The organism is Cytobacillus sp. T106 (assembly GCF_040492155.1).
Taxonomy (GTDB): domain Bacteria; phylum Bacillota; class Bacilli; order Bacillales; family Cytobacillaceae; genus Bacillus_AB; species Bacillus_AB infantis.
Map to the genome: position 1 here is coordinate 18,888 of NZ_JBEUMK010000003.1, position 18,846 is coordinate 37,733.

At 42.6% G+C, this 18,846-nt stretch carries 15 protein-coding genes; 5 read left to right on the forward strand and 10 right to left on the reverse strand.

Going from position 1 to position 18,846, the window contains the following annotated elements; all coding sequences use genetic code 11:
* Positions 1 to 44: 44 nt before the first annotated feature.
* Positions 45 to 842, forward strand: a complete 798-nt coding sequence (locus tag ABU165_RS07740; protein ID WP_318060013.1) for an alpha/beta hydrolase — start codon at positions 45 to 47, stop codon at positions 840 to 842.
* A gap of 125 nt (positions 843 to 967) precedes the next feature.
* Here ABU165_RS07740 and ABU165_RS07745 read toward each other — a convergent pair whose 3' ends face one another.
* From ABU165_RS07745 to ABU165_RS07765, 5 genes are all read right to left on the reverse strand, one after another.
* Entirely contained in the window at positions 968 to 1,909 is a 942-nt protein-coding gene (locus tag ABU165_RS07745) for a pectinesterase family protein (protein WP_318060014.1), read from the reverse strand.
* Positions 1,910 to 2,184: 275 nt separating this feature from the next.
* Positions 2,185 to 3,177, reverse strand: coding sequence for a pectinesterase family protein (locus tag ABU165_RS07750; RefSeq protein WP_318060015.1), 993 nt, complete (start codon positions 3,175 to 3,177; stop codon positions 2,185 to 2,187).
* Positions 3,178 to 3,277: 100 nt separating this feature from the next.
* Positions 3,278 to 4,798: an extracellular solute-binding protein gene (locus ABU165_RS07755; RefSeq protein ID WP_318060016.1), complete on the reverse strand. Its 1,521-nt coding sequence runs from the start codon at positions 4,796 to 4,798 to the stop codon at positions 3,278 to 3,280.
* Between the two features lie 51 nt (positions 4,799 to 4,849).
* Complete coding sequence (locus ABU165_RS07760; RefSeq protein ID WP_318060017.1) at positions 4,850 to 5,521, reverse strand: YesL family protein; 672 nt, start codon at positions 5,519 to 5,521, stop codon at positions 4,850 to 4,852.
* 37 nt (positions 5,522 to 5,558) lie between these two features.
* Positions 5,559 to 6,443 (reverse strand): ABC transporter permease, encoded by an 885-nt coding sequence (locus ABU165_RS07765; RefSeq protein ID WP_318060173.1) that lies wholly within the window; start codon positions 6,441 to 6,443, stop codon positions 5,559 to 5,561.
* 448 nt (positions 6,444 to 6,891) lie between these two features.
* On the opposite strand from ABU165_RS07765, the gene ABU165_RS07770 reads away from it, so the two are divergent.
* Entirely contained in the window at positions 6,892 to 7,761 is an 870-nt protein-coding gene (locus tag ABU165_RS07770) for a carbohydrate ABC transporter permease (RefSeq protein ID WP_009791026.1), read from the forward strand.
* A gap of 322 nt (positions 7,762 to 8,083) precedes the next feature.
* Entirely contained in the window at positions 8,084 to 8,371 is a 288-nt protein-coding gene (locus tag ABU165_RS25185) for a 2-acyl-glycerophospho-ethanolamine acyltransferase (RefSeq protein ID WP_396349969.1), read from the forward strand.
* A 251-nt stretch (positions 8,372 to 8,622) separates the two neighbouring features.
* Here ABU165_RS25185 and ABU165_RS07775 read toward each other — a convergent pair whose 3' ends face one another.
* From ABU165_RS07775 to ABU165_RS07795, 5 genes are all read right to left on the reverse strand, one after another.
* Positions 8,623 to 9,390, reverse strand: coding sequence for an NAD-dependent epimerase/dehydratase family protein (locus ABU165_RS07775; RefSeq protein WP_318060018.1), 768 nt, complete (start codon positions 9,388 to 9,390; stop codon positions 8,623 to 8,625).
* A gap of 303 nt (positions 9,391 to 9,693) precedes the next feature.
* Complete coding sequence (locus ABU165_RS07780; RefSeq protein WP_224951783.1) at positions 9,694 to 10,596, reverse strand: dienelactone hydrolase family protein; 903 nt, start codon at positions 10,594 to 10,596, stop codon at positions 9,694 to 9,696.
* Positions 10,593 to 11,924 (reverse strand): glycoside hydrolase family 28 protein, encoded by a 1,332-nt coding sequence (locus ABU165_RS07785; protein ID WP_318060019.1) that lies wholly within the window; start codon positions 11,922 to 11,924, stop codon positions 10,593 to 10,595. Before ABU165_RS07785 ends, ABU165_RS07780 begins: the two co-directional genes overlap by 4 nt.
* Complete coding sequence (locus ABU165_RS07790) at positions 11,905 to 13,053, reverse strand: glycoside hydrolase family 88/105 protein (RefSeq protein ID WP_318060020.1); 1,149 nt, start codon at positions 13,051 to 13,053, stop codon at positions 11,905 to 11,907. The genes ABU165_RS07785 and ABU165_RS07790 overlap by 20 nt, the downstream gene beginning before the upstream one ends.
* Positions 13,054 to 13,531: 478 nt before the next feature.
* The gene (locus ABU165_RS07795; protein ID WP_318060021.1) at positions 13,532 to 15,754 is read right to left on the reverse strand and encodes a helix-turn-helix domain-containing protein; all 2,223 of its coding nucleotides are present in this window, start codon (positions 15,752 to 15,754) and stop codon (positions 13,532 to 13,534) included.
* A 295-nt stretch (positions 15,755 to 16,049) separates the two neighbouring features.
* Between ABU165_RS07795 and ABU165_RS07800 the strand changes: the two genes are divergently transcribed.
* Both ABU165_RS07800 and ABU165_RS07805 read left to right on the forward strand, forming a co-directional pair.
* A complete protein-coding gene (locus ABU165_RS07800; RefSeq protein WP_318060022.1) occupies positions 16,050 to 16,736 on the forward strand; it encodes a rhamnogalacturonan acetylesterase in 687 nt (228 codons plus the stop codon).
* 32 nt (positions 16,737 to 16,768) lie between these two features.
* Positions 16,769 to 18,532 (forward strand): ABC transporter ATP-binding protein, encoded by a 1,764-nt coding sequence (locus tag ABU165_RS07805; RefSeq protein ID WP_318060023.1) that lies wholly within the window; start codon positions 16,769 to 16,771, stop codon positions 18,530 to 18,532.
* The last annotated feature ends 314 nt before the right edge of the window (positions 18,533 to 18,846 follow it).

Sequence of the window (18,846 nt, forward strand, 5' to 3'; positions counted from 1 at the left end):
TGTAACTGTTCTTTTACAAACGATTAATTTAGGAGGAATACCTTTTGATTTATTCATTGTGGACAGGAAAGATTCCTTTTCTGGAGTCTGGAGATGAGGATCGCAAGCCTGTTCTTGCTTTCTATCCTGCAAGTAATAATACAGGCAGAAGTTCAGTGATTGTATGTCCTGGAGGGGGGTATCACCATAGAGCTGATCATGAGGGAGAACCGGTTGCAAAATGGCTAAACTCTCTTGGCATTTCAGCATTTGTACTGCATTACCGAGTAGCTCCCTACAGGCATCCAGTTCCTTTAGCAGATGTGCAGCGGGCTATACGCTTTGTCAGGCACCACTCTGAAAAGTGGAATATCGATAAGCAAAAGATAGGAGTTCTGGGGTTTTCGGCTGGCGGACATTTAGCAGCCTGCGCCTCGACTTTGTCACATCTGCGTACAACAAAAGAAGAGGATAACATTGACTTAGAGAACTGCCATCCGGATTTAGCTATTTTAAGCTATCCGGTCATATCATTATTAGAGCATTATCATGAAGGATCGATGACTAATCTTCTGGGAGACGATCCCAATGAGGAGATCAGGGCTTTATTATCCTGCGAACGTGAAGGTGCTAAAACTTTGCCGCCGCCAACCTTTATATGGCATACGTCTGATGATGCAGCTGTTCCTGTTGAAAACAGCCTATTATATGTCTCATTATTGAGCAAATTAAAAGTGCCATATGAGTTACATGTTTTTCCGCATGGACGGCATGGCCTAGGACTTGCCAGCGATAACCCTGCTGCAGGCAAATGGACTGAGCTTTGTGCTGTATGGCTCGCTCAGCGTGCATTCTGCCAATAATTTAATTCAACAGAGTGAAGACCGGTTTCTGGTCAGCTTTCTAATTCTCCTTTTCAATGCACAGCATTTGTGTTTAAACATTCTATTAAAAAGGGGGCAGTCATTTTCAGACTGCACCCTTTTCTCTATTCCGGATTCCACCCTTTTAACACAGTCTCGATGTTGGCTGCTTCAGCTTCTTCATCTGTAAGCTGAGGCCTATCGGGATTTGAGCCAGGTCCTTCATTCATATATTCATAGAATCTTGCATCTTTGGCACTGAAGCCTGACATGTCAGTCCAGCCATCCGGATGAATGTGGGCACCCAAATAATTATTTTTGAATATGACGCTTGCTATGGCCTCCGGATCCCCGCCAGGGTGCCAGGGCCTTCCAAGATAGACCGTTCCTTTGGCCGCTGAGCTTGTAAATCGATTGTTTAAAAACAGGAATCCATATGGCTCATTTATATGGGTACTTGCAGCTGATATATATCCGTTTTCTGCAGAAGACCCTCTATTCAAAGAAAAGATCTCACATTCTTTGAAAACTGCTCTTGCCCCTCCAAAAATAAAATCAATATCACCTTCAATATAACACCGGCTAAAATACTGAGACCCCTCTTTTAGGTAAAGTGTATCTTGATTTCCCAGAAACCGCACCTGGTAAAATTCCATTCTCTCACCGTTGGCATAAACAGCTACCGCCTGTGTCTCTTCTTCCAAGCGTTTTGGATTGAATGAGTTTTCAAAGGTAAGGTTTCTGGCTGTAAAATCCCCCGCATAAAGGAATACACTTGCGCTATTGCGTGTTCCAATGATACCGCCATCGGGGGACATTATTTTTGCATGGTTATCATAAGTGAGGATTGTGTTCTCGACACTTTCTCCAATTAGCGTCACAAATGGTTTATTTGCCGGAACTACGATTCGTTCCTTATATACTCCGTTCTTAATAAAGATTTCCACTTTATTTTTATTATCAGCCGGTATAGCATCAATCGCTTCTTGAACGGTCTGATAAGCACCTTTCCCGTCTTTGGCTACAGTCATTTTTAATGGTTTAGTTACACTTTCTTTAAAAGTCATTATCTTACCACTCCCTTTCCTAAACGCTCCCATTCCGCATATTTAACGCCAATTTTCAGGAAGTAAACTTTAGGCCGTTGGATACCCAAATTAATACTTTGCAAAGCGAAATTCTTTATGATAGCTTCAGTTCTGGTCTTTTACTTAGTAATTTTGAGATTTACTTATGAAAATAAGAAAAAACACGAAATAACTGATCCCGCTGATACAGCCTAATATATTCATTTCTTTTCTAGTGCTTTGTAAGTGTCCTTAATCATTTTAATTAGACTTCTTTAACCCGTAGTGCTGTAAGGCAGACCCAATTTTGGCCAGCCTTTCAAAGATCCAAAAATGTTCTCAAGCTTATACTCTTTAACTTGCTCATCTGTTAGAAATTTTGCCCAGCTTACCCGTTTGTCCATACAGCCGCCCGGGCCGCTGCTGTTATATTCAGCATAAAACGCTGTGTTCTCCGCATGGGGTTTATCCCAATTATGCCAGCCTTCAGCTTTAATATGCTCACCCATCCATGTATTGATAAATACTGTCCTGGCATAATCACGCCAAGGCCTGCCTAAGTAGACGGTACGGGCTGCTGCCTTACTTAATAAGGTGCAATTGATAAAAACATAGCCATATTCCTGGTCAAAAGGGGTGGATGCAGCTGTGATATAGCCATTTACATCTGTTCGGTTTAAATCTAAACTATGAATTTCGCAATCTTCAAAAACAGAAGTTGCCGAACCAAAAATGAAATCCATATCGCCCTCTATACAGCAGTGCTTGAAATAGCTGCGGCAATGCCGTTTTTCCAATCCATCACGCGGCCCTCCGAACGAACTGCCTTCAATCGGCTTTGGCGGAAGAGGAGCAGTAAACACAGTATCCTGCCTGGCTAACAAAGCACAATTGTGAAACTCAGTCTGATCGGCATCCACATACATGGCCACCGCCTGTCCAACCTCACTGCCTTTGCCTGCGTTATTTTCAAAAGTGATATTTTCAGCCAAAAACCTATCACCGGTAACAATGCAGGAATAAGACCCGAATGTACCCATTTTTTTGCCGCTATCTAATAATTTATCCGCATAATCATTAAAAGTGATTTTCACCAGATCACGGTGTGTTCCGATCAGGGATACTGACGGCTTATTGATATCGAGCTTTTCCTTGTACACGCCATCCTTTATATAAATATTTATCCGGCTGCTGTTACCTTCCGGAATACTGTCTATAGCTTCTTGAATCGTTAAAAATTGACCTGTTCCGTCTTGTGCAACAATCATTTGTATCACCCTATAAGTTTTTTAGAAAAGGCGTTAAACAAAAAACAGGAACAGTCCTTCCTTCAGGATAAAAGGAAGGACCGCATATTAAAGCTTGTTATCACTTGTTTGATTTTTCATAGGCTTCTTCGTATTCTTTCTTCATTTGGTCTCCGCCTGATTCTTTCCATCTTTTAACCTCAGCCTTAAATCCTTTATCATCTATTTCACCCATGATATATTTTATCGTAGCATCAATGATCAGCTTTTGAAGCTCTGTACCCCTTTCACTGGCAGTTGGTGACTCAAGCGGAACAGATGGGTCCATGACTGCAAATTCGTCATTTTCTGATATCATTTCATTTACCAGTTGCTTATCAGGATCAGCGTCATTTAGTTTATAAGTAATTTCACTTGGCCTGGAGCCTGAGAAGCCTTGAACCTCTTTTTGCCACAATTCATTATCCAAAATGGTATAGGAATTATTATCATCAATGGTATAGTGGGTTTCCTTTATACCGCCGGTCATCAGCATGAAAACGTCTTCATTTATTAAATCGTTAACGAATTGGAGAACTGCTTTTAATTCCTCTTCTGTTTTAACAGCTGATTTAGGGAACGCCAGCAATCCGTTAACACCGTTTCCTTCAGACCAAATACGGTATTCACCGTCCGGGCCGGCAATCTTATTCTGCGGAACAATTGCCACATTATTATTGATTCCTTCAGCCAGATTCTTTAATTGTGTAATACTTATTAGGCCTGCATAAATACCTGCTTTGCCTTGAGCAAATTTCTGCAGCTGATCATCTTTTGAGGTTACGGCAAAGTCTTGATCAAGATAACCATTTTTGTATAGTTCTCTTGAATATTTCATCGTTTCCATATATTCCTCTGTTTCATGCTCTGGTGTGAATTTTCCATTGTCGTCTACTGCCCAGCCGTTTGGTACACCAAAGTAAGAAGCAAGTGTTTTAAAGCTGCCGTATCTCAGCTCATTCCGGTCACTCCAGCCAAATGTATCCTTTTTGCCATTTCCATCCGGATCATCCTCAGTAAACGCTTTCGCCACTTCAAACAACTCATCCAGGTTCTCTGGAACCTTCATGCCAAGATTATCGAGCCAGTCTTTTCGGATTAGCACACCGCCGCGGGCGAAATCCTTTTGAAATGGAACACCGTATAGATTCCCTTCGATAGAAGCTGCTGTGCGGCGATCCTCAGAGATTTTCTTCAAATTCGGATAATCATCCAGGTATTTGCTTACTTCCCAAAATACTCCTGATTTCAACGCCTGTCTGACTGATGAATTTGTTACAAGAGTAGATGGCAAAGAAATGATATCATCCAATTCGCCGGAAGCAATGGATGCAATCAGCCGCTCATCTTTAGTAGCATCTGGAATCCAATTAAATGTAAGATTGGTATTTGTCGCTTCTTCAATTTTCTTCTCTATCACATCGTTTGGAGCTGTTGCTACATACAGGATAGGGCTCCAGCTGATATTCGCTTTTCCGTCCGCATCAACAGCTGCTTTTGTACTGCTTGCTTCATCTTCCTTGCTGCAAGCACCCAGAATTAGTGATGAGGCCAATAAAGTGCCGGCTGCTAAGACTTTTCCAAACTTTTTGGATTTCGCCATGTTTACATCCTCCTAGATAATAAAAATTTATAGAGAAAAACAAAAGTTAATCTACTGGCTAAAATTCTTGCTTAGAGAAGGCGTGTTAGCCTCACCACCTCCTTCAATGGGATCATTTATCCCATCTGCCTGCCATTCTATTCTTCTAAACACCTGATTGGCCGTCCACATTGTGATGTAAGCTCCTATACTGACTCCGAAGAGAACCACCGTTATTGGAATGAACATTAAAAGAATAAAATAGACCGCAGCGAGTGCAGCAAATAACATCAATGTATACTGCAAATACGATATGCCGAACAGCAAGGAACACTTCAGCTTAAGCGTGACACTTTTCCAATCATAGTGAACTAATATAGGAAAAATGTAGCTTAATGAGATTAAGTAAAGTACACCGATCACAATCAGCAAACCTCTTAATACTTGAGACTCTACATATAGCAGGTCAACGTAAAGGACCATTCCTCCTGCTGTATAAAGAAGGCCGATCACTGAAGCTTCTTTAAAACCTGTCCTGTACGCATGATAGAATGCCTTAAGAATGGGAAAATCCTTGTTTCCTCTAATCCATTGCCTCAGTACGGTAAACATTGCGTAAGAAGAAGGTCCAATCCCCAATACTATGAATCCCAGAAAGGTGAATAAGAACCATAACAGCTGGATATAAACCAGCTTGAGTAGATTGATGCAAAAGTTGTTAAAACGTTCTCCAATCCTGCTCATAAGCTCATCGGGACCCCCCTGTTAATATATTTTGATTCTAATATAGACCTTCTTCACCGAATTTTTTAGCTAACCGGTTCGCTCCAACGACGAGAATCAGGCCAACAATACCTTTAAATAATCCTACGGCGGTACTGAAGCTTAACTGTCCGTTCTTCATACCTGCTGTATATACATAGGTATCGAATATTTCCATTGCTTCTCTGTTGATTGAGTTTAATAGCAGGTAAACATGTTCAAACCCTAAGTCCAAAGTTTGGCCAATTTTTAGAATCAGCATAATAATAATAATTGGCCGGATTGCCGGTAATGTAATGTGCCAAATTTGACGAAGCCGGCTCGCACCATCCATTTTGGCTGCTTCATATAACCCTGGGTCCACTGCCGTTACAGCTGCTAAGTAAATGATGGTGGACCAGCCCATTTCTTTCCATATAATTTGAAGGATATAAATGATCCTTGACCATGTGCCATCTGTCAGAAAAGGTATTTTCTCTCCGCCCATGCCAGCAATTAATGCATTGATTGCTCCGCCGTCCTGCGCTAAAAATACATAACAAATGGACACTATGATAACCCAGCTCATAAAGTGCGGTATATAAATAATCGTTTGAACACCGCTTTTGAAATATTTATTTTTCACCTCATTTAACATAAGTGCCAAGAATATGGGAATCGGAAAGAAAATGAATAAATTTAATGCAAATAGCAAAAGCGTATTCCCAAGCAGCATAAAGAATGTAGGTTCAGTAAATAACCGCTCAAAGTGTTTCAAGCCAACCCATGGACTATTGGCTATTCCTAAAAATGGCTGATAGTCCTGGAAGGCGATTATGATTCCTCCCATGGGAAGGTATTTGAAAATAATAAAGTATAAGATACCGGGAATCATCATTAAATACAGCCACTTATTTCGCATCATGCCAGCGAAAGTTTTTTTCCTGGACTTTTTGACTGCTTTCTTATTGAGACCCGGTAAAACACTTTGCTGATCCTCTGCAACAGTAACGGACTCTCTCACCAGAAATTCCTCCTTCTTAAAGATTTTTTATTAAGTTTTTATGGCTTTTGTGTTTCAGAGTACAATTCAAAGGTATAAAAAAACAGGAATAACGTCTACAATCATTCAGTTAGATGGAGTTGAAAACGCTGGTATGAAAGCGCTTTCCGTCATCAATCATATAAAATGATTATCCATTTTTGTAAATGAGTATGTAGCTAAGATTTCTTGTAGAGTGATAAGAAAGCTCAATGAATGTCCGATCCTTTCCATATAACAGTTGGATGAAAAATGATTATGGACGTACCATTTTTTATGCTGATATAGTTAACTCAAGAAAAAATTAACTTCAATATGGAGGGATTCTCAAATGCACGACAAATCTTTTGGGAATCGCATATTTGACTTTGTTAACCATGCGATCCTGCTGCTCATCGCCTTAGCCTGCCTAATTCCCTTTATTAACGTAATTGCCAGCTCGTTCGCAACTACAGAAGAGATGGTGGCTAAAGACTTCATCCTGTTCCCTACTACATTTTCACTGAGTGCATATGAGTATATCTTTTCGACACCAACGATTTTTAAAAGTATGACTGTCTCAATTCTCGTAACATTAGTCGGAACATTTGTCAGTATGGTTTTAACAGCTTTTATGGCCTATTCATTGTCACGAAGGTATCTAACAGGAAGAAGTGCAATTAATTTTCTTGTAGTATTTACAATGTTATTTAGCGGCGGCATGATTCCTACCTATCTAGTAGTAAAGAGCCTTGGCTTGATCGACTCGTACTGGTCCTTAATTTTGCCGATCGCCATTAATGCATTTAACCTTATTATCATGAGAAACTTTTTTTCAGCCATTCCTGATAGCCTGGAAGAATCAGCAAAAGTGGATGGATGCAATGACTTGATGATTTTCTTTAAAATCATGCTTCCATTATCGCTTCCCTCGATCGCTACCATTTCTTTGTTTTATGCGGTTGCATATTGGAATCAGTATACAAACGCCATCCTTTATCTGACTGATTCCAATAAGTGGCCGGTTCAAGTATTGCTTCGCCAAATTGTTATCGTATCAAGCGGCATGCAGGCAGACTCTTCCGCAGTAGATGTTGTACCTCCTGCTCAAACCGTTAAGATGGCTGTTATAACGGTTGCAACTGTTCCAATGCTTATCGTTTATCCATTCCTGCAAAAATACTTCGTTAAAGGAGCTATGGTTGGTTCTGTTAAGGCTTAAAAACCTTTCCATAGGGTTTCCTGCAATTTCCAATGAAATAAGAAGTATAAATACAAAAAAAGCAGCTGTTACAGTAACGGGTTCCGTTCTAGGGTGCTACCATTATAATTAGCAGTACATTTAGAGAGTGAAATCGCAAAGATTTTGCTCTCTTATTTTTACTTTTGCATCCCGTTTAAAACAACGGGATTTAAATCTGAAGTTGGTACTCCGGCACAACGATTGGGTTTAACAGAGAAGGTTTTCACTTTAAAAGATATAATCTATATGAGATGATTATTTTAGCAAATACCCTGTTAAATAAAATGAGAGGTGCATTAATTTGGAAAGGAAAAATCTAAAGATATTCACCAAAATCTCATTCATAATAGCAATAGTTACAATTATTGTTATTCCTATATCCATATACACACCGATACCAAAAGTGATTGGATTACTCGTATTTCTCATTTCCTTGATTGGCATCCCTTTTAGCATTATTTCAATGTTTAGCAGAGAAAAATTAGCTAAAAGAATTTTTGCTTTGATTGTAAATCTGTTACCAATAAGCCTTTTTATTTACGCTTTAATTATGGAATTTACAGATGAATTTCTTCGAACCGCACCTTAGACGAAATAAAGAAAACGGCAGCGTAATGGCTGCCGTTTTACTGTTTAAATAACCTGTTATTGTATTGTTTTTTTGACGCTTTATCTCTTTTTGCACCTCGTAACGGAACCCGTTACAGTTTCAGCTGCTTTTTTTTTGCTTTAATATTAATCTGGTTCATACATTCAGATTCCTCCAGCCAAACATAGGCCATTTCAATTTCAAGTGCCATATTAATAGGCTGGCGCTCTTCCGGGGCCAGCCTCCTGGGTTTATTCACGATTCTCTTTCAATACCTGCTGTGCATTTTTCTTTGAAACAAACCCAAGCTCTTTCCAGGCTGTTTCTGTAGACCAGGGTTTGTCCGCATTATCTGACACACCGTAATAGGTGCCATTTTTAACAGTCGACTGGATGGCGAGATCAAACAGCTGTACAGCATCTTCATGTGATAAAAGAGTTCTATGCAGCCTGTCATCTTCCTTTACGGCTTCCTTTTCATCTGGAAGAACGCTTCCGATCCTTAAATTGATCACTGAAAGGCGATTGTTTTCGTTCCGGGCCATGATTCGCCCGATGCCTTCAGATGCATATTTTAAAACACCGTACAACCCTATGGATATAGGAAAATCCTGCGGTGTGATCTCTCTGCCCAAAGAAGAATAGCCATCCTTTTCATAATAATCAGCTGCATGATTGCTGCTTGCAAATACGACTTTGGGAATTCCGAGAGAATCGGCAGCATGGAGGATATAAAATGAAGCGATAAAATGGATGCTGGTCATCATGTGGAATTCCTTTAGATTCTCCAGATCATTGTCTGTCTTGATTGTCAGCAGATTAACAAGCACATCCGTATCCTTTGGAATGTTTTCCACAAGGTCCTCATAATCGGCTGCATCTGTTTGAATAAACTCTGCTGTCTGTTCAGGTTTTTTTTTATCAAGAATGACGATATCGTATTTGGGGCTAAGACCGTTATATAAGACCGTGCCAATCGTACCCGAACCGCCAACAAGGGTGATTTTCTTTCTCATCATTTTCTCCTCCTGCTCATGTAAACGCTGTAATTTTTATTTAAATTACCCTTCCATACATTCGTTATTCCTATTTGCAGGAAATCTTTGCTAGCTTATGAGCGGGCAGAGAGGCGGATGCTGTACTAAAAGATTTGTAAAATAGAGAAACAGACAGTATGCTCCGGATGTTACTGGCCAAAAAAAAAGGCCGGAATAGTTTATTCCGATAGCCTTTCTTTATAAGCCCTTCATACTCAGGCTGGCAAAGATCGATTGCACCAAGTCCGAAGTGTATGTCATTCTATTGAAATCGTTTTTTTATGTTCACAGATGATCTATTAAAAAAGCTTTCCATAATTCTCTCATTTCCTTCGTTTCCTGATGTCCACCTGTCAAAATCCGTCCTTCCCAATTCCCGGGAACCTGCCGCTTTTCATAAGAATCCTTAAGGCTGCTGTTCAAAAATACAGCTCCTTCCGCTGGACACAGGCGGTCGTCTTTGCCGATTACGCTAAGGCGCGATCTCGGTAAAATCAACTCCTGGACTGCTAAAGTTGAAAAATGCTTCAGCAGACCCGGAACATAATAATAGAAGCCATGATGATCAAGTCCGCGTTTTTCCATCAGTGTTTCGATATGCACCTGTGCTGCAATGTCAACTGAAACTTTGATCCTTTCGTCCAGTGCAGAGAGCCACCAGCTCATCAGTCCGCCCATCGACATCCCGATGGCGGCAAGGCGTTCTCCATCCACATCCGGGCGGCCCTGAAGATAATCAATCAGGGACATGCTGTCAAAGACCCTCATCCCCCACAATGTTTGGCCCTTCAGCAGCATCTCCTTGACCAATTCGCTTTCCTGCTTTCCTCTTCTTTCATTGAATCCCCACATATCTATGGCACAGACGGCAAATCCCAGCCCCGTGATCTCTTCAATAAAAGAGTGTTCAACCAGGTAAGGGCTGCCTGTCAGCAGCTCGTCTTTACCGTTCTCAAAATTCCCGCCATGAGAATGGCAGTAAATGACGGCAGGCAAAGGGGCAGAGGCATTAAGAGGCTTTGCAAAATAGGCCGGCACTGTTTCCAGGCCATTCAGGCTCAGCATCAATGTCTCCAGTACATAACCCTGCCTTTTCTCAATCATCAGCACCTGGTGCTCATGATTTTCTGGAACAGAGCGGTCACCCAGCAGGCTCAGAAGCTTCCGGCGTTTATCTGCAGCTGTCATTTTGCCGCCACTTCCCTGACCAGCTCTTCACCTTCCTTTGTGTTCCTTGATTTGCAGGAGATGACTTCAACATCCTCGCTGTGTTCTATATGGAAGGCTGGCCCTTCATGATTTTCAATCGTCACCCGGCTGAACAGGACATCCTTCGCAAAGCCGACGTAAAAGCCGCGGTTCGCCATATCCTCAATCCCGGCCATCATGGCAGGCTTGCCGGGTACGGCATTTTTCGCAAGTGAAATATCAATCTGGCTGAAAGTAATATCGGTTGCATATTGTTCTGCCAGGCCGTAAATGTATCCGGCTGACGCGTGCACATTCCTCGCTGTAATATTGGCAAAATGGAGGCGGCGGAACATAGGGGTTTCAGCAGTAACGGGATATGGATTTTTGTCCCAAACATATTGATCTTTCCCGCGCGGTCCGCAGAAATAGTAGAGATTGATAATGAATGGGCAGATGACCCCCTCCATCACAATATTGTCGACACGGACATCCTCTACAACTCCGCCGCGGCCGCGCCTTGATTTAAAGCGGATTCCCCTGTCTGTATCCTGGAAGACACAGTTGCTGATTGTCACATTGCGGATATCTCCGCTCATTTCACTGCCGAACACGACAGCTCCATGGCCATGGACCATCGTACAATTGGTAATCGTGATATTCTCGCAGGATACTCTTTCTTCGGTATCCTCTGTGCCCGACTTTATGGCAATGCAGTCATCCCCGACATCAATATGGCAATTGCTGATCCTTACATTCCTGCACGATTCAGGATCGATTCCGTCCGTGTTAGGTGAGTCGGCAGGATTGAGAATGCTAATGTTATCGACTGTCACATCCTGGCACCGGATCGGATTGACTGTCCAGCTTGGAGAATTGATCAGGCGGACATCACGAAGGGTGATGTGCTCACAATTGTCAAAACTGATCAGCTTCGGACGCGGATATTTCAGTTCCTCCCTGCGGTTCCTGAAAACATCCCACCACTCCATTCCATTACCGTCAATCGTGCCAAATCCTGTTACAGCAATATTTCTGGCTCCTTCTGCAAACAGGCACGATGCGTATACCTCACGCTTGACACCCTCCCAGCGCGATGTTACTACCGGATAATCCTCCTGCTTGTCGGAAAACTTTAAAAGGGCGCCATTCTCCAGATGAAGTTCAATATTATCTTTAAGGAATATTGCGCCAGTAAGGAACTCGCCGGCTGGAATCACCACCTTGCCTCCGCCATTCTGATAGGCTTCATCAATTGCCTTTTGGATGCCTTGGGTTGCAAGTCCGGCTTTCCCGTTTATATATTTGCTAATATGATAGACTGCCATGATCAACGCTCCTGTTCATCAGATATTCAAACTCAGCCGCTGCCTGCAAAAATGCCCCAAGCCCTTTCTGGTCGTTGCAGGTAACCGGCTCACTAATATAATAGGCATATGTCCCGTCCCTCTTTTCTGGTCCGCCGAGCCCTGCCACCTGGCAGTTTTTGTTCAAATTCACCCAGCCTTCTTTTGTCAAAAGAACAAATTCATCCAGCAGACCTTGATGGGATTTTTGCAGCTGCGATTCCCATCTTTCCCTATGGAGGACCCCCAGCCGGATTCCCCGGGCCATTGCACAGACAATCATGCTGCTGCAGGATGCTTCGAGATAGTTTCCTTTTTCATTTGGCTTATCGACGACCTGATGCCACACACCGCTTTCTTCATCCTGATAGCTGACCAGCGCTTCAAGCGTTTTTTCAAGCGTTTTGACAAGAAAGCCCCTGTCTGCAGTGCCTTCTGGAATGGCCTCCAGCACATCAGTGAGCGCAAGGAGATACCAGCCCATGGAACGGCCCCAGAAATTGGCCGACAGACCCGTTTCTTTATCTGCCCAAGGCTGCTCCTTTTTCTCATCCCACGCGTGATAAAGCAGTCCGGTTTTTTCATCTAATAAATGGTTGAGGCTTATCTTGAATTGGCTGATGATATCTTCAAGTCCTTCTCCATCCATAAATGCCCTCTGGTATTCCGCATAAAAAGGCGCACCCATATATAAACCATCAAGCCATATTTGATAGGGATAGATCTTTTTATGCCAAAAAGCGCCTTCTGAGGTGCGCGGGTGTGTTTCCAGCTGCCTGCGGAGAAGGCCGGCTGCTTTTTTGTACTTCTCATCTCCTGTTTCACGATATAAAACAAATAGCAGCTTCCCGTTGTTGATATGGTCAATATTGTAATCTTCCATCTCATACCGGTTGATGGAGCCGTCTTCATTGATGAAGTGATCCATATTTTCTTTTATAAACTGAAAATACTTCCGGTCTCCGGTACTCTTCCATACGAGATGGAATCCTTTTAGAACCACACCATAATCATATGCCCATTTGCCATTATAGCTCTTGTCCTCGAACAATAAGGGAGTTCTTTCCATAATGGAATCGGCTGTCCTCACAGACCAATTTCTATCCTGCATTTTAAAATCCCTCCGGTTTCTAACTGTGGTTTGAAGTTGAAATAGAAATAGAGGTTCTGCTTAGCCTCCATCCCTGTTTTCCGGCTGCGCTGTACTTGCTTATATCCTTCTTTGATTACCTTGCGCCTATTATTCATGCTTGGCAGCGTTTTCGATAGAGTGTGACCTTCTGGCTTAACGGTACTTTAAGAATACTAAAAGCAGGAAAATTACGTATATAATCATTTTATGATTACGCTTATAAAGGTTAATACATCAAGGATTCAAGAAGTATTTGCGTAATAATGATACTTTTAAAGCAGGAAACTATTTATCTATAAGCTGTTTTATAAGGTGAAGCCTTACATGATGGCAGACAGATTTCTTTTAGCGAATTGCGTAGTGCAGAAATTTTTTATTGGGGTAAAAGGTAAGCTCCAGTAAGAAGGGCAGCATAACAAAAGCTTCTTCAAAAGAAAGAAGCTTTTGCGCTGTTCTATTATCGGCGGTACTCCTTCCGGTAATCCCCGGGAGTCTTACCCAATTTCTTTTTGAAAAAACGGATAAAATTCTGCGAGTTCCGGTATTGCAGCTTTTCGGCTATCTCTTTAACTGTCATATCTGTTTCCTTCAGCCACATCTGCGCCATCTGAAGCCGGTAATTCATTAAATAATCCACAAAATTCTCCCCATATTCCTTCTTAAACACATTGCTTAAATAATTCGGATTGTAATGAAGCCTGTCAGCAATGATTTCAAGGGAAATCTCCTGGTCAAATTCACTTTGGATAATATAGACAATTTTATCGGATATGTTTTTGAAGCCCTGCTCAGTGTTGCTCTGTGTACTGATGATGACCGGCTGAATCAGCTGCTGGAATAGCATGTCTTTGATTTTTTCCGGATAATAGGCATTCATGGCTGTCTGGTAGAGCTTCTTAATATTTTCGAATATATTCGACTCTGCCCCAAGCAGCTGTCCTAATTGGACAAGATCATTGATAACCCTGACCAGAGTGACACCCAGACTGATCGGGTTTTTGTTCAGCCTGAAGATTTCATCGACAAGCAAACCTGTCAGGTTCCGAACCTCTTCCTCCCTGCCGGAGCGGATTGCACTCATCAATTCATTGTGCAACTCAATCGGAAATTTGGAAATCGAAGCATCATTCAGCATTGAGGAAATGTCGTGGTAAAATATGATGCTTTCTGGCCCGACATTTACACGGTAATGAAGCGACTCTTTTGCCAGATCTACTGCTTTTTTGCTGTCTATCAGTGAATAATACACCGGGCTGACGCCAACACTTACAACTAGATTGAGCGTTTCCTTTACTTTTTCCTGGATTTCCTCGTAATACATCATGATCTGGCGTTGAGCTTCCTGTTCTTTGTCGCAGGCAAAGATCGTTGCTTGCATCTCATCATTGAGAACAATCGGAATCAGCCTTTCCTCCTTCGGGACGACCTCGCGCACAATATGATTGATTGCCAGCAGGAAGATATCTTTATCGGCATTCTGCCCGCCGTCCATTTGGTCAATCTGGATAAGACCGGTATAAAAGACCTTGTCTGCTCCAAAATGATAGTCAAACTGCTCAAGCCTGTGCTGGATATCCTTTTCAGCAATTCGCTTCCTGTACAGACTCAGAACAAACAATGTTTCAAGCTCCGGCTTTTGTTTAGATAAGCTTTCAGTGAGCAATTCATTCTGATCGACGATCCGGTCGACAGAGGCAGCAAGGAAGGAAAGCCCATTTTGCTTAAGGCTGGTCCCGCCCTGTGACAATCTATCCTGGATTTTTTTGATTGGCCTGGAATAAGAATCTGCCAAAAGGTAGGATATGCCGCCAACAAGAAGAATTAAAATGACAGAAGCAAGAATCAGCCCCTGCCTTGTATTGTGAATGATGCTTCCGATTTCGTTTTCGTTGATTTCCACAAGATACAGCCAATGGTTATAATCAGCCTCAAGGAAAACATATTTTTTTCCATTTTCAGCTTTATAGACTTCTGCTTTCTCCCCCCCTGCTTCGGCGGCAGCTTTCACCTCATTAAAGCTTGTTTCTGTCAGGCTGCTTCCCTCATTCACACTGGAATATAAGAGCTTATCCTGACTGTTATAAATTTCAACCCTGTTATCTTTTTCCCCGACGATTTGATCAATGCTCCTCCTCGGGATATTGGCAATTCCAAGGGCAAATTTCTCGCGCTGATAGAATGGGAGTGTCATGACCATTTCTATGCCTTCATCCGTCGGCTTCCAGAAGAGATTGCGGTCATTATCATTTATGTATTGGTCCTTATACGCATAATATTCTTCAGGAGTCAGCTTCTTTAAAGATTCATTAACGATTCCCCATTTTTCCGCCAGGCTGATGAGACTGTATTTGCTGCCCTCTATTCCCATCATCTCTATATAGCTCATTTCTTTGATGATATCCTGGTATACCTCAAAATCCCTGCCTGAAAGCGGTCTTGTGAAAACTTCCTTAAAGCTTGCTGTAGAGCTGTAGGCGGTATAGCCATATTCAATGGTCCTGACCTTCTGCTCAACATTATGCAGAATTTGTTTGGTGTAGCTTTCCTTATCCTTTAGAAAGCTTTCCTCAACTGAATTGTAAGTCGAGTTATAGATAAAAAGGCTGAAGCCTGCCACTAGACCTATCCCCAATAAAAAGAATGGGATAAACAGCTTGTAAAACACTCTGCCATTCCTCAAAATGTTCAACTCCTTGTTTTCCGCCATATCATAAATGAAAGCGTTATCAACAATCTATAAATGAATCAAACGAAATGATTAGATGCCTGCTTCAATTTGTTTGACTTTCTGATAGCCGGTTTTATATAATGTGAGCGTTAACATAAATATACAGAAATTTCGAACTTGTCCGCCATTAAATAGATGATAGCATAATATGATCTATTAATATAGTGGCTTTTTTAATCTAACATTAAAATGTTAACGTTAACAAATTGACAGATTGATAAATTCCCCGGAAAGAGAGTGCATGATTATGAATCAAAAAACCACCATCTTTATCGCCGGCGACTCTACTGCCGCTGTCAAATTGCCTGAGAAGCGCCCGGAAACCGGCTGGGGTGAACCCTTTAAACATTACCTCAAAAGTAATGCTGTCCTGGATAACCGGGCCATCAATGGCAGAAGCACAAAATCGTTTATCAATCAGGGACATCTGGCTTCAATTGAAAGCAGCATCTCTCCAGGCGATTACCTGATCATCCAGTTTGGGCATAACGATCAGAAAACAGAGGATCCTGAACGCGGAACCCGTCCCTATGGCGACTTTCAGGAAAACCTTATGGAGTATGTAGAGACTGCCAGAAGGAATCAAGCTCATCCTGTGCTGTTCACTCCTGTCACCAGGAGAAAGTACGACGGCGGCGGTAACATTGATGAGAATTCAGTCGGGGATTTTCCTGAAGCCATGAAGCAGTTTGCCGAAAAAAATCAGGTGCCGCTCCTGGACACCCACAAAGCCACACGTGATTTTTTTAATAGCATGGAACATAGAGAATCAGCCTCTTACTTCCTGCATCTGGCTCCAGGTGAATCACCGAATTATCCGGATGGACTTGCAGATAACACCCATTTCAATGAAAAAGGCGCCGAGGCAGTAGCGCATTTAATTGCTGAAAAGATCAAAGAAAGCGATCTGCCTTTAAAAAACCTGCTGAAATAGCAGCTAACATGGGCATCAAGGAGAGGAATGCTTTGGAGGACTCTTTTATACAAAATATTTATAAACAAAATCAGCAGAATTCCCTTAAAGTACTGCTGGGTCTTTATAAAGGCCATGCTTTAAAGCTGTTTTATTCTGCCGTCCTATTCACGATCAAGCATATCCCTGCATGGGTCATGCCCATTGCCATTGCCAATGTCATTAATGCAGCCACCAATCACGGGGGAAACGGCATCCGCACTATCTATATTAATGCCATCGTGATGATCGCCCTTGTGCTGCAGAATATCCTTTCAAACTATTACCATACAAAGCTGCACAGCTATGCGATCCGCAGCGTTGAATCCGGCCTGCGGGCGTCGCTCATTAAAAAACTGCAGGAGCTCTCCATCCCCTACCAGAAGGAAATGCAGTCAGGCCGGCTGCAGTCGAAAATCATGCGTGACGTTGAAGCGGTCCAAACACTGTCTTCCCAGGTTTTCGTAAGCCTGCTGAATATCTTTATTAACCTGATAGTGGCATTGGCCATCACGCTCTACAACAGCCCTGTTGTCTTCCTGTTTTTTATCCTTACCGTTCCGATTTCCGCACTTATCATTGTTGTTTTCCGGAAAAAAATAAAAAACTCGAATTCTGAATTCAGGCAGGAAATGGAAGAAACCTCTGCCCGGGTCATTGAAATGATTGAGCTGGTGCCAATTGCAAGGGCGCATGCCCTGGAGAAGCAGGAGGTTAAACGCCTCAACCACCGCTTTCAGCAGATACTGTTAAAAGGCTTCCACCTGGATATCATCCAATCCTTATTCGGCTCAGTCAGCTGGGCAAGCTTCCAGATCTTCCAGATTATCTGCCTGGTTTTCACCGGCATCCTAGCCTATCGCGGCTCTATCACACCAGGTGAGGTCGTTATGTACCAGACCTATTTTACAACAGTGGTGAACTCTGTTTCCGGCATGATTACCTTGATCCCGACGATTGCCAAGGGGCTTGAGTCCGTTAACTCCATTGGCGAAATATTGACTGCAGGAGAGGTGGAAAACTATGAAAACAAACCGAAGCTAAAAAAGGTGCACGGCAGCTTTTCCATCCAGCATGTCAGCTACAGATACCCCAGCGCCTATGAAAATACCTTGCAGGACATCACAATTGAAGTCAAACAAGGTGAAACCATTGCCTTTGTCGGTGAATCCGGCTCAGGCAAATCAACGATTCTCAATCTGCTGATCGGCTTTATTCAGCCGAGTGAAGGAAAAATCCTCCTGGACGGACATGATATGGCAGAGATTGATCTAAGATCGTTCCGCAACCATCTAGCGGTTGTCCCGCAATCAACGATTCTTTTTTCAGGAACCATCCGGCAAAATGTCACCTACGGCAAGCTGTCAGTATCAGAAGATGAGCTGAAAAAAGTACTGAAAGCAGCAAATCTGTGGGAGGTAGTAAAAAAACTCCCGGACGGCCTGGACACCCGGATAGGCGAGCATGGGGATAAGCTCTCGGGCGGACAGCGGCAAAGGATCTCCATCGCCAGAGCACTGATCCGGAATCCTGAGGTCATCATTCTGGATGAAGCAACCTCTGCCCTTGACAGCCATTCCGAGAAAAAAATCCAGGAGGCATTGGACACCTTGACCAGGGGCCGCACTACTTTTATCGTGGCTCACCGATTCTCTACCATCCGAAACGCTGACAAAATCGCCGTCATCCAGGATGGCCGATGTATAGAATTTGGCACCTATGAGGAGCTGATGCATCAGCAAGGGAGCTTTTATGAGTTGAAGCAGCTGCAGATGTAAAAATTATTTTTTTGGGAATGACGCTTTTCATTCATAGATGCTTTTTGGTGATAGTCTTGCATCAATAGTTCTCTTTCTATACATGAGTAGTTTTATTGATGGCCGTCTTGCATCGAATGGGCCTTTTTCTATACATGAGTGGCTTCTTTTGATGGCCTTCATGCATCGGTCGGGCCTTTTCCTATACAAGGGCGGCTTCCTTTGATGGCAGTCATGCATCGATTGGGCCATTTTCTATACATAAGTGGCTCCTCTTGATAGCCATCATGTATTGATTGGGCCTCTTTCTATACATAAGCAGCTTCTTTTGATGG

Bases quoted from the DNA above. Each gene is read 5' to 3' on its own strand.
- ABU165_RS07750 (WP_318060015.1), bottom strand. From the start codon at position 3,177: ATGATTGTTGCACAAGACGGAACAGGTCAATTTTTAACGATTCAAGAA.
- ABU165_RS07800 (WP_318060022.1), top strand. From the start codon at position 16,050: ATGAATCAAAAAACCACCATCTTTATCGCCGGCGACTCTACTGCCGCT.
- ABU165_RS07755 (WP_318060016.1), bottom strand. From the start codon at position 4,798: ATGGCGAAATCCAAAAAGTTTGGAAAAGTCTTAGCAGCCGGCACTTTA.
- ABU165_RS07790 (WP_318060020.1), bottom strand. From the start codon at position 13,053: ATGCAGGATAGAAATTGGTCTGTGAGGACAGCCGATTCCATTATGGAA.
- ABU165_RS07745 (WP_318060014.1), bottom strand. From the start codon at position 1,909: ATGACTTTTAAAGAAAGTGTAACTAAACCATTAAAAATGACTGTAGCC.
- ABU165_RS07775 (WP_318060018.1), bottom strand. From the start codon at position 9,390: ATGATGAGAAAGAAAATCACCCTTGTTGGCGGTTCGGGTACGATTGGC.
- ABU165_RS07760 (WP_318060017.1), bottom strand. From the start codon at position 5,521: ATGAGCAGGATTGGAGAACGTTTTAACAACTTTTGCATCAATCTACTC.
- ABU165_RS07765 (WP_318060173.1), bottom strand. From the start codon at position 6,443: ATGATGCGAAATAAGTGGCTGTATTTAATGATGATTCCCGGTATCTTA.
- ABU165_RS07780 (WP_224951783.1), bottom strand. From the start codon at position 10,596: ATGACAGCTGCAGATAAACGCCGGAAGCTTCTGAGCCTGCTGGGTGAC.
- ABU165_RS07785 (WP_318060019.1), bottom strand. From the start codon at position 11,924: ATGGCAGTCTATCATATTAGCAAATATATAAACGGGAAAGCCGGACTT.
- ABU165_RS07770 (WP_009791026.1), top strand. From the start codon at position 6,892: ATGCACGACAAATCTTTTGGGAATCGCATATTTGACTTTGTTAACCAT.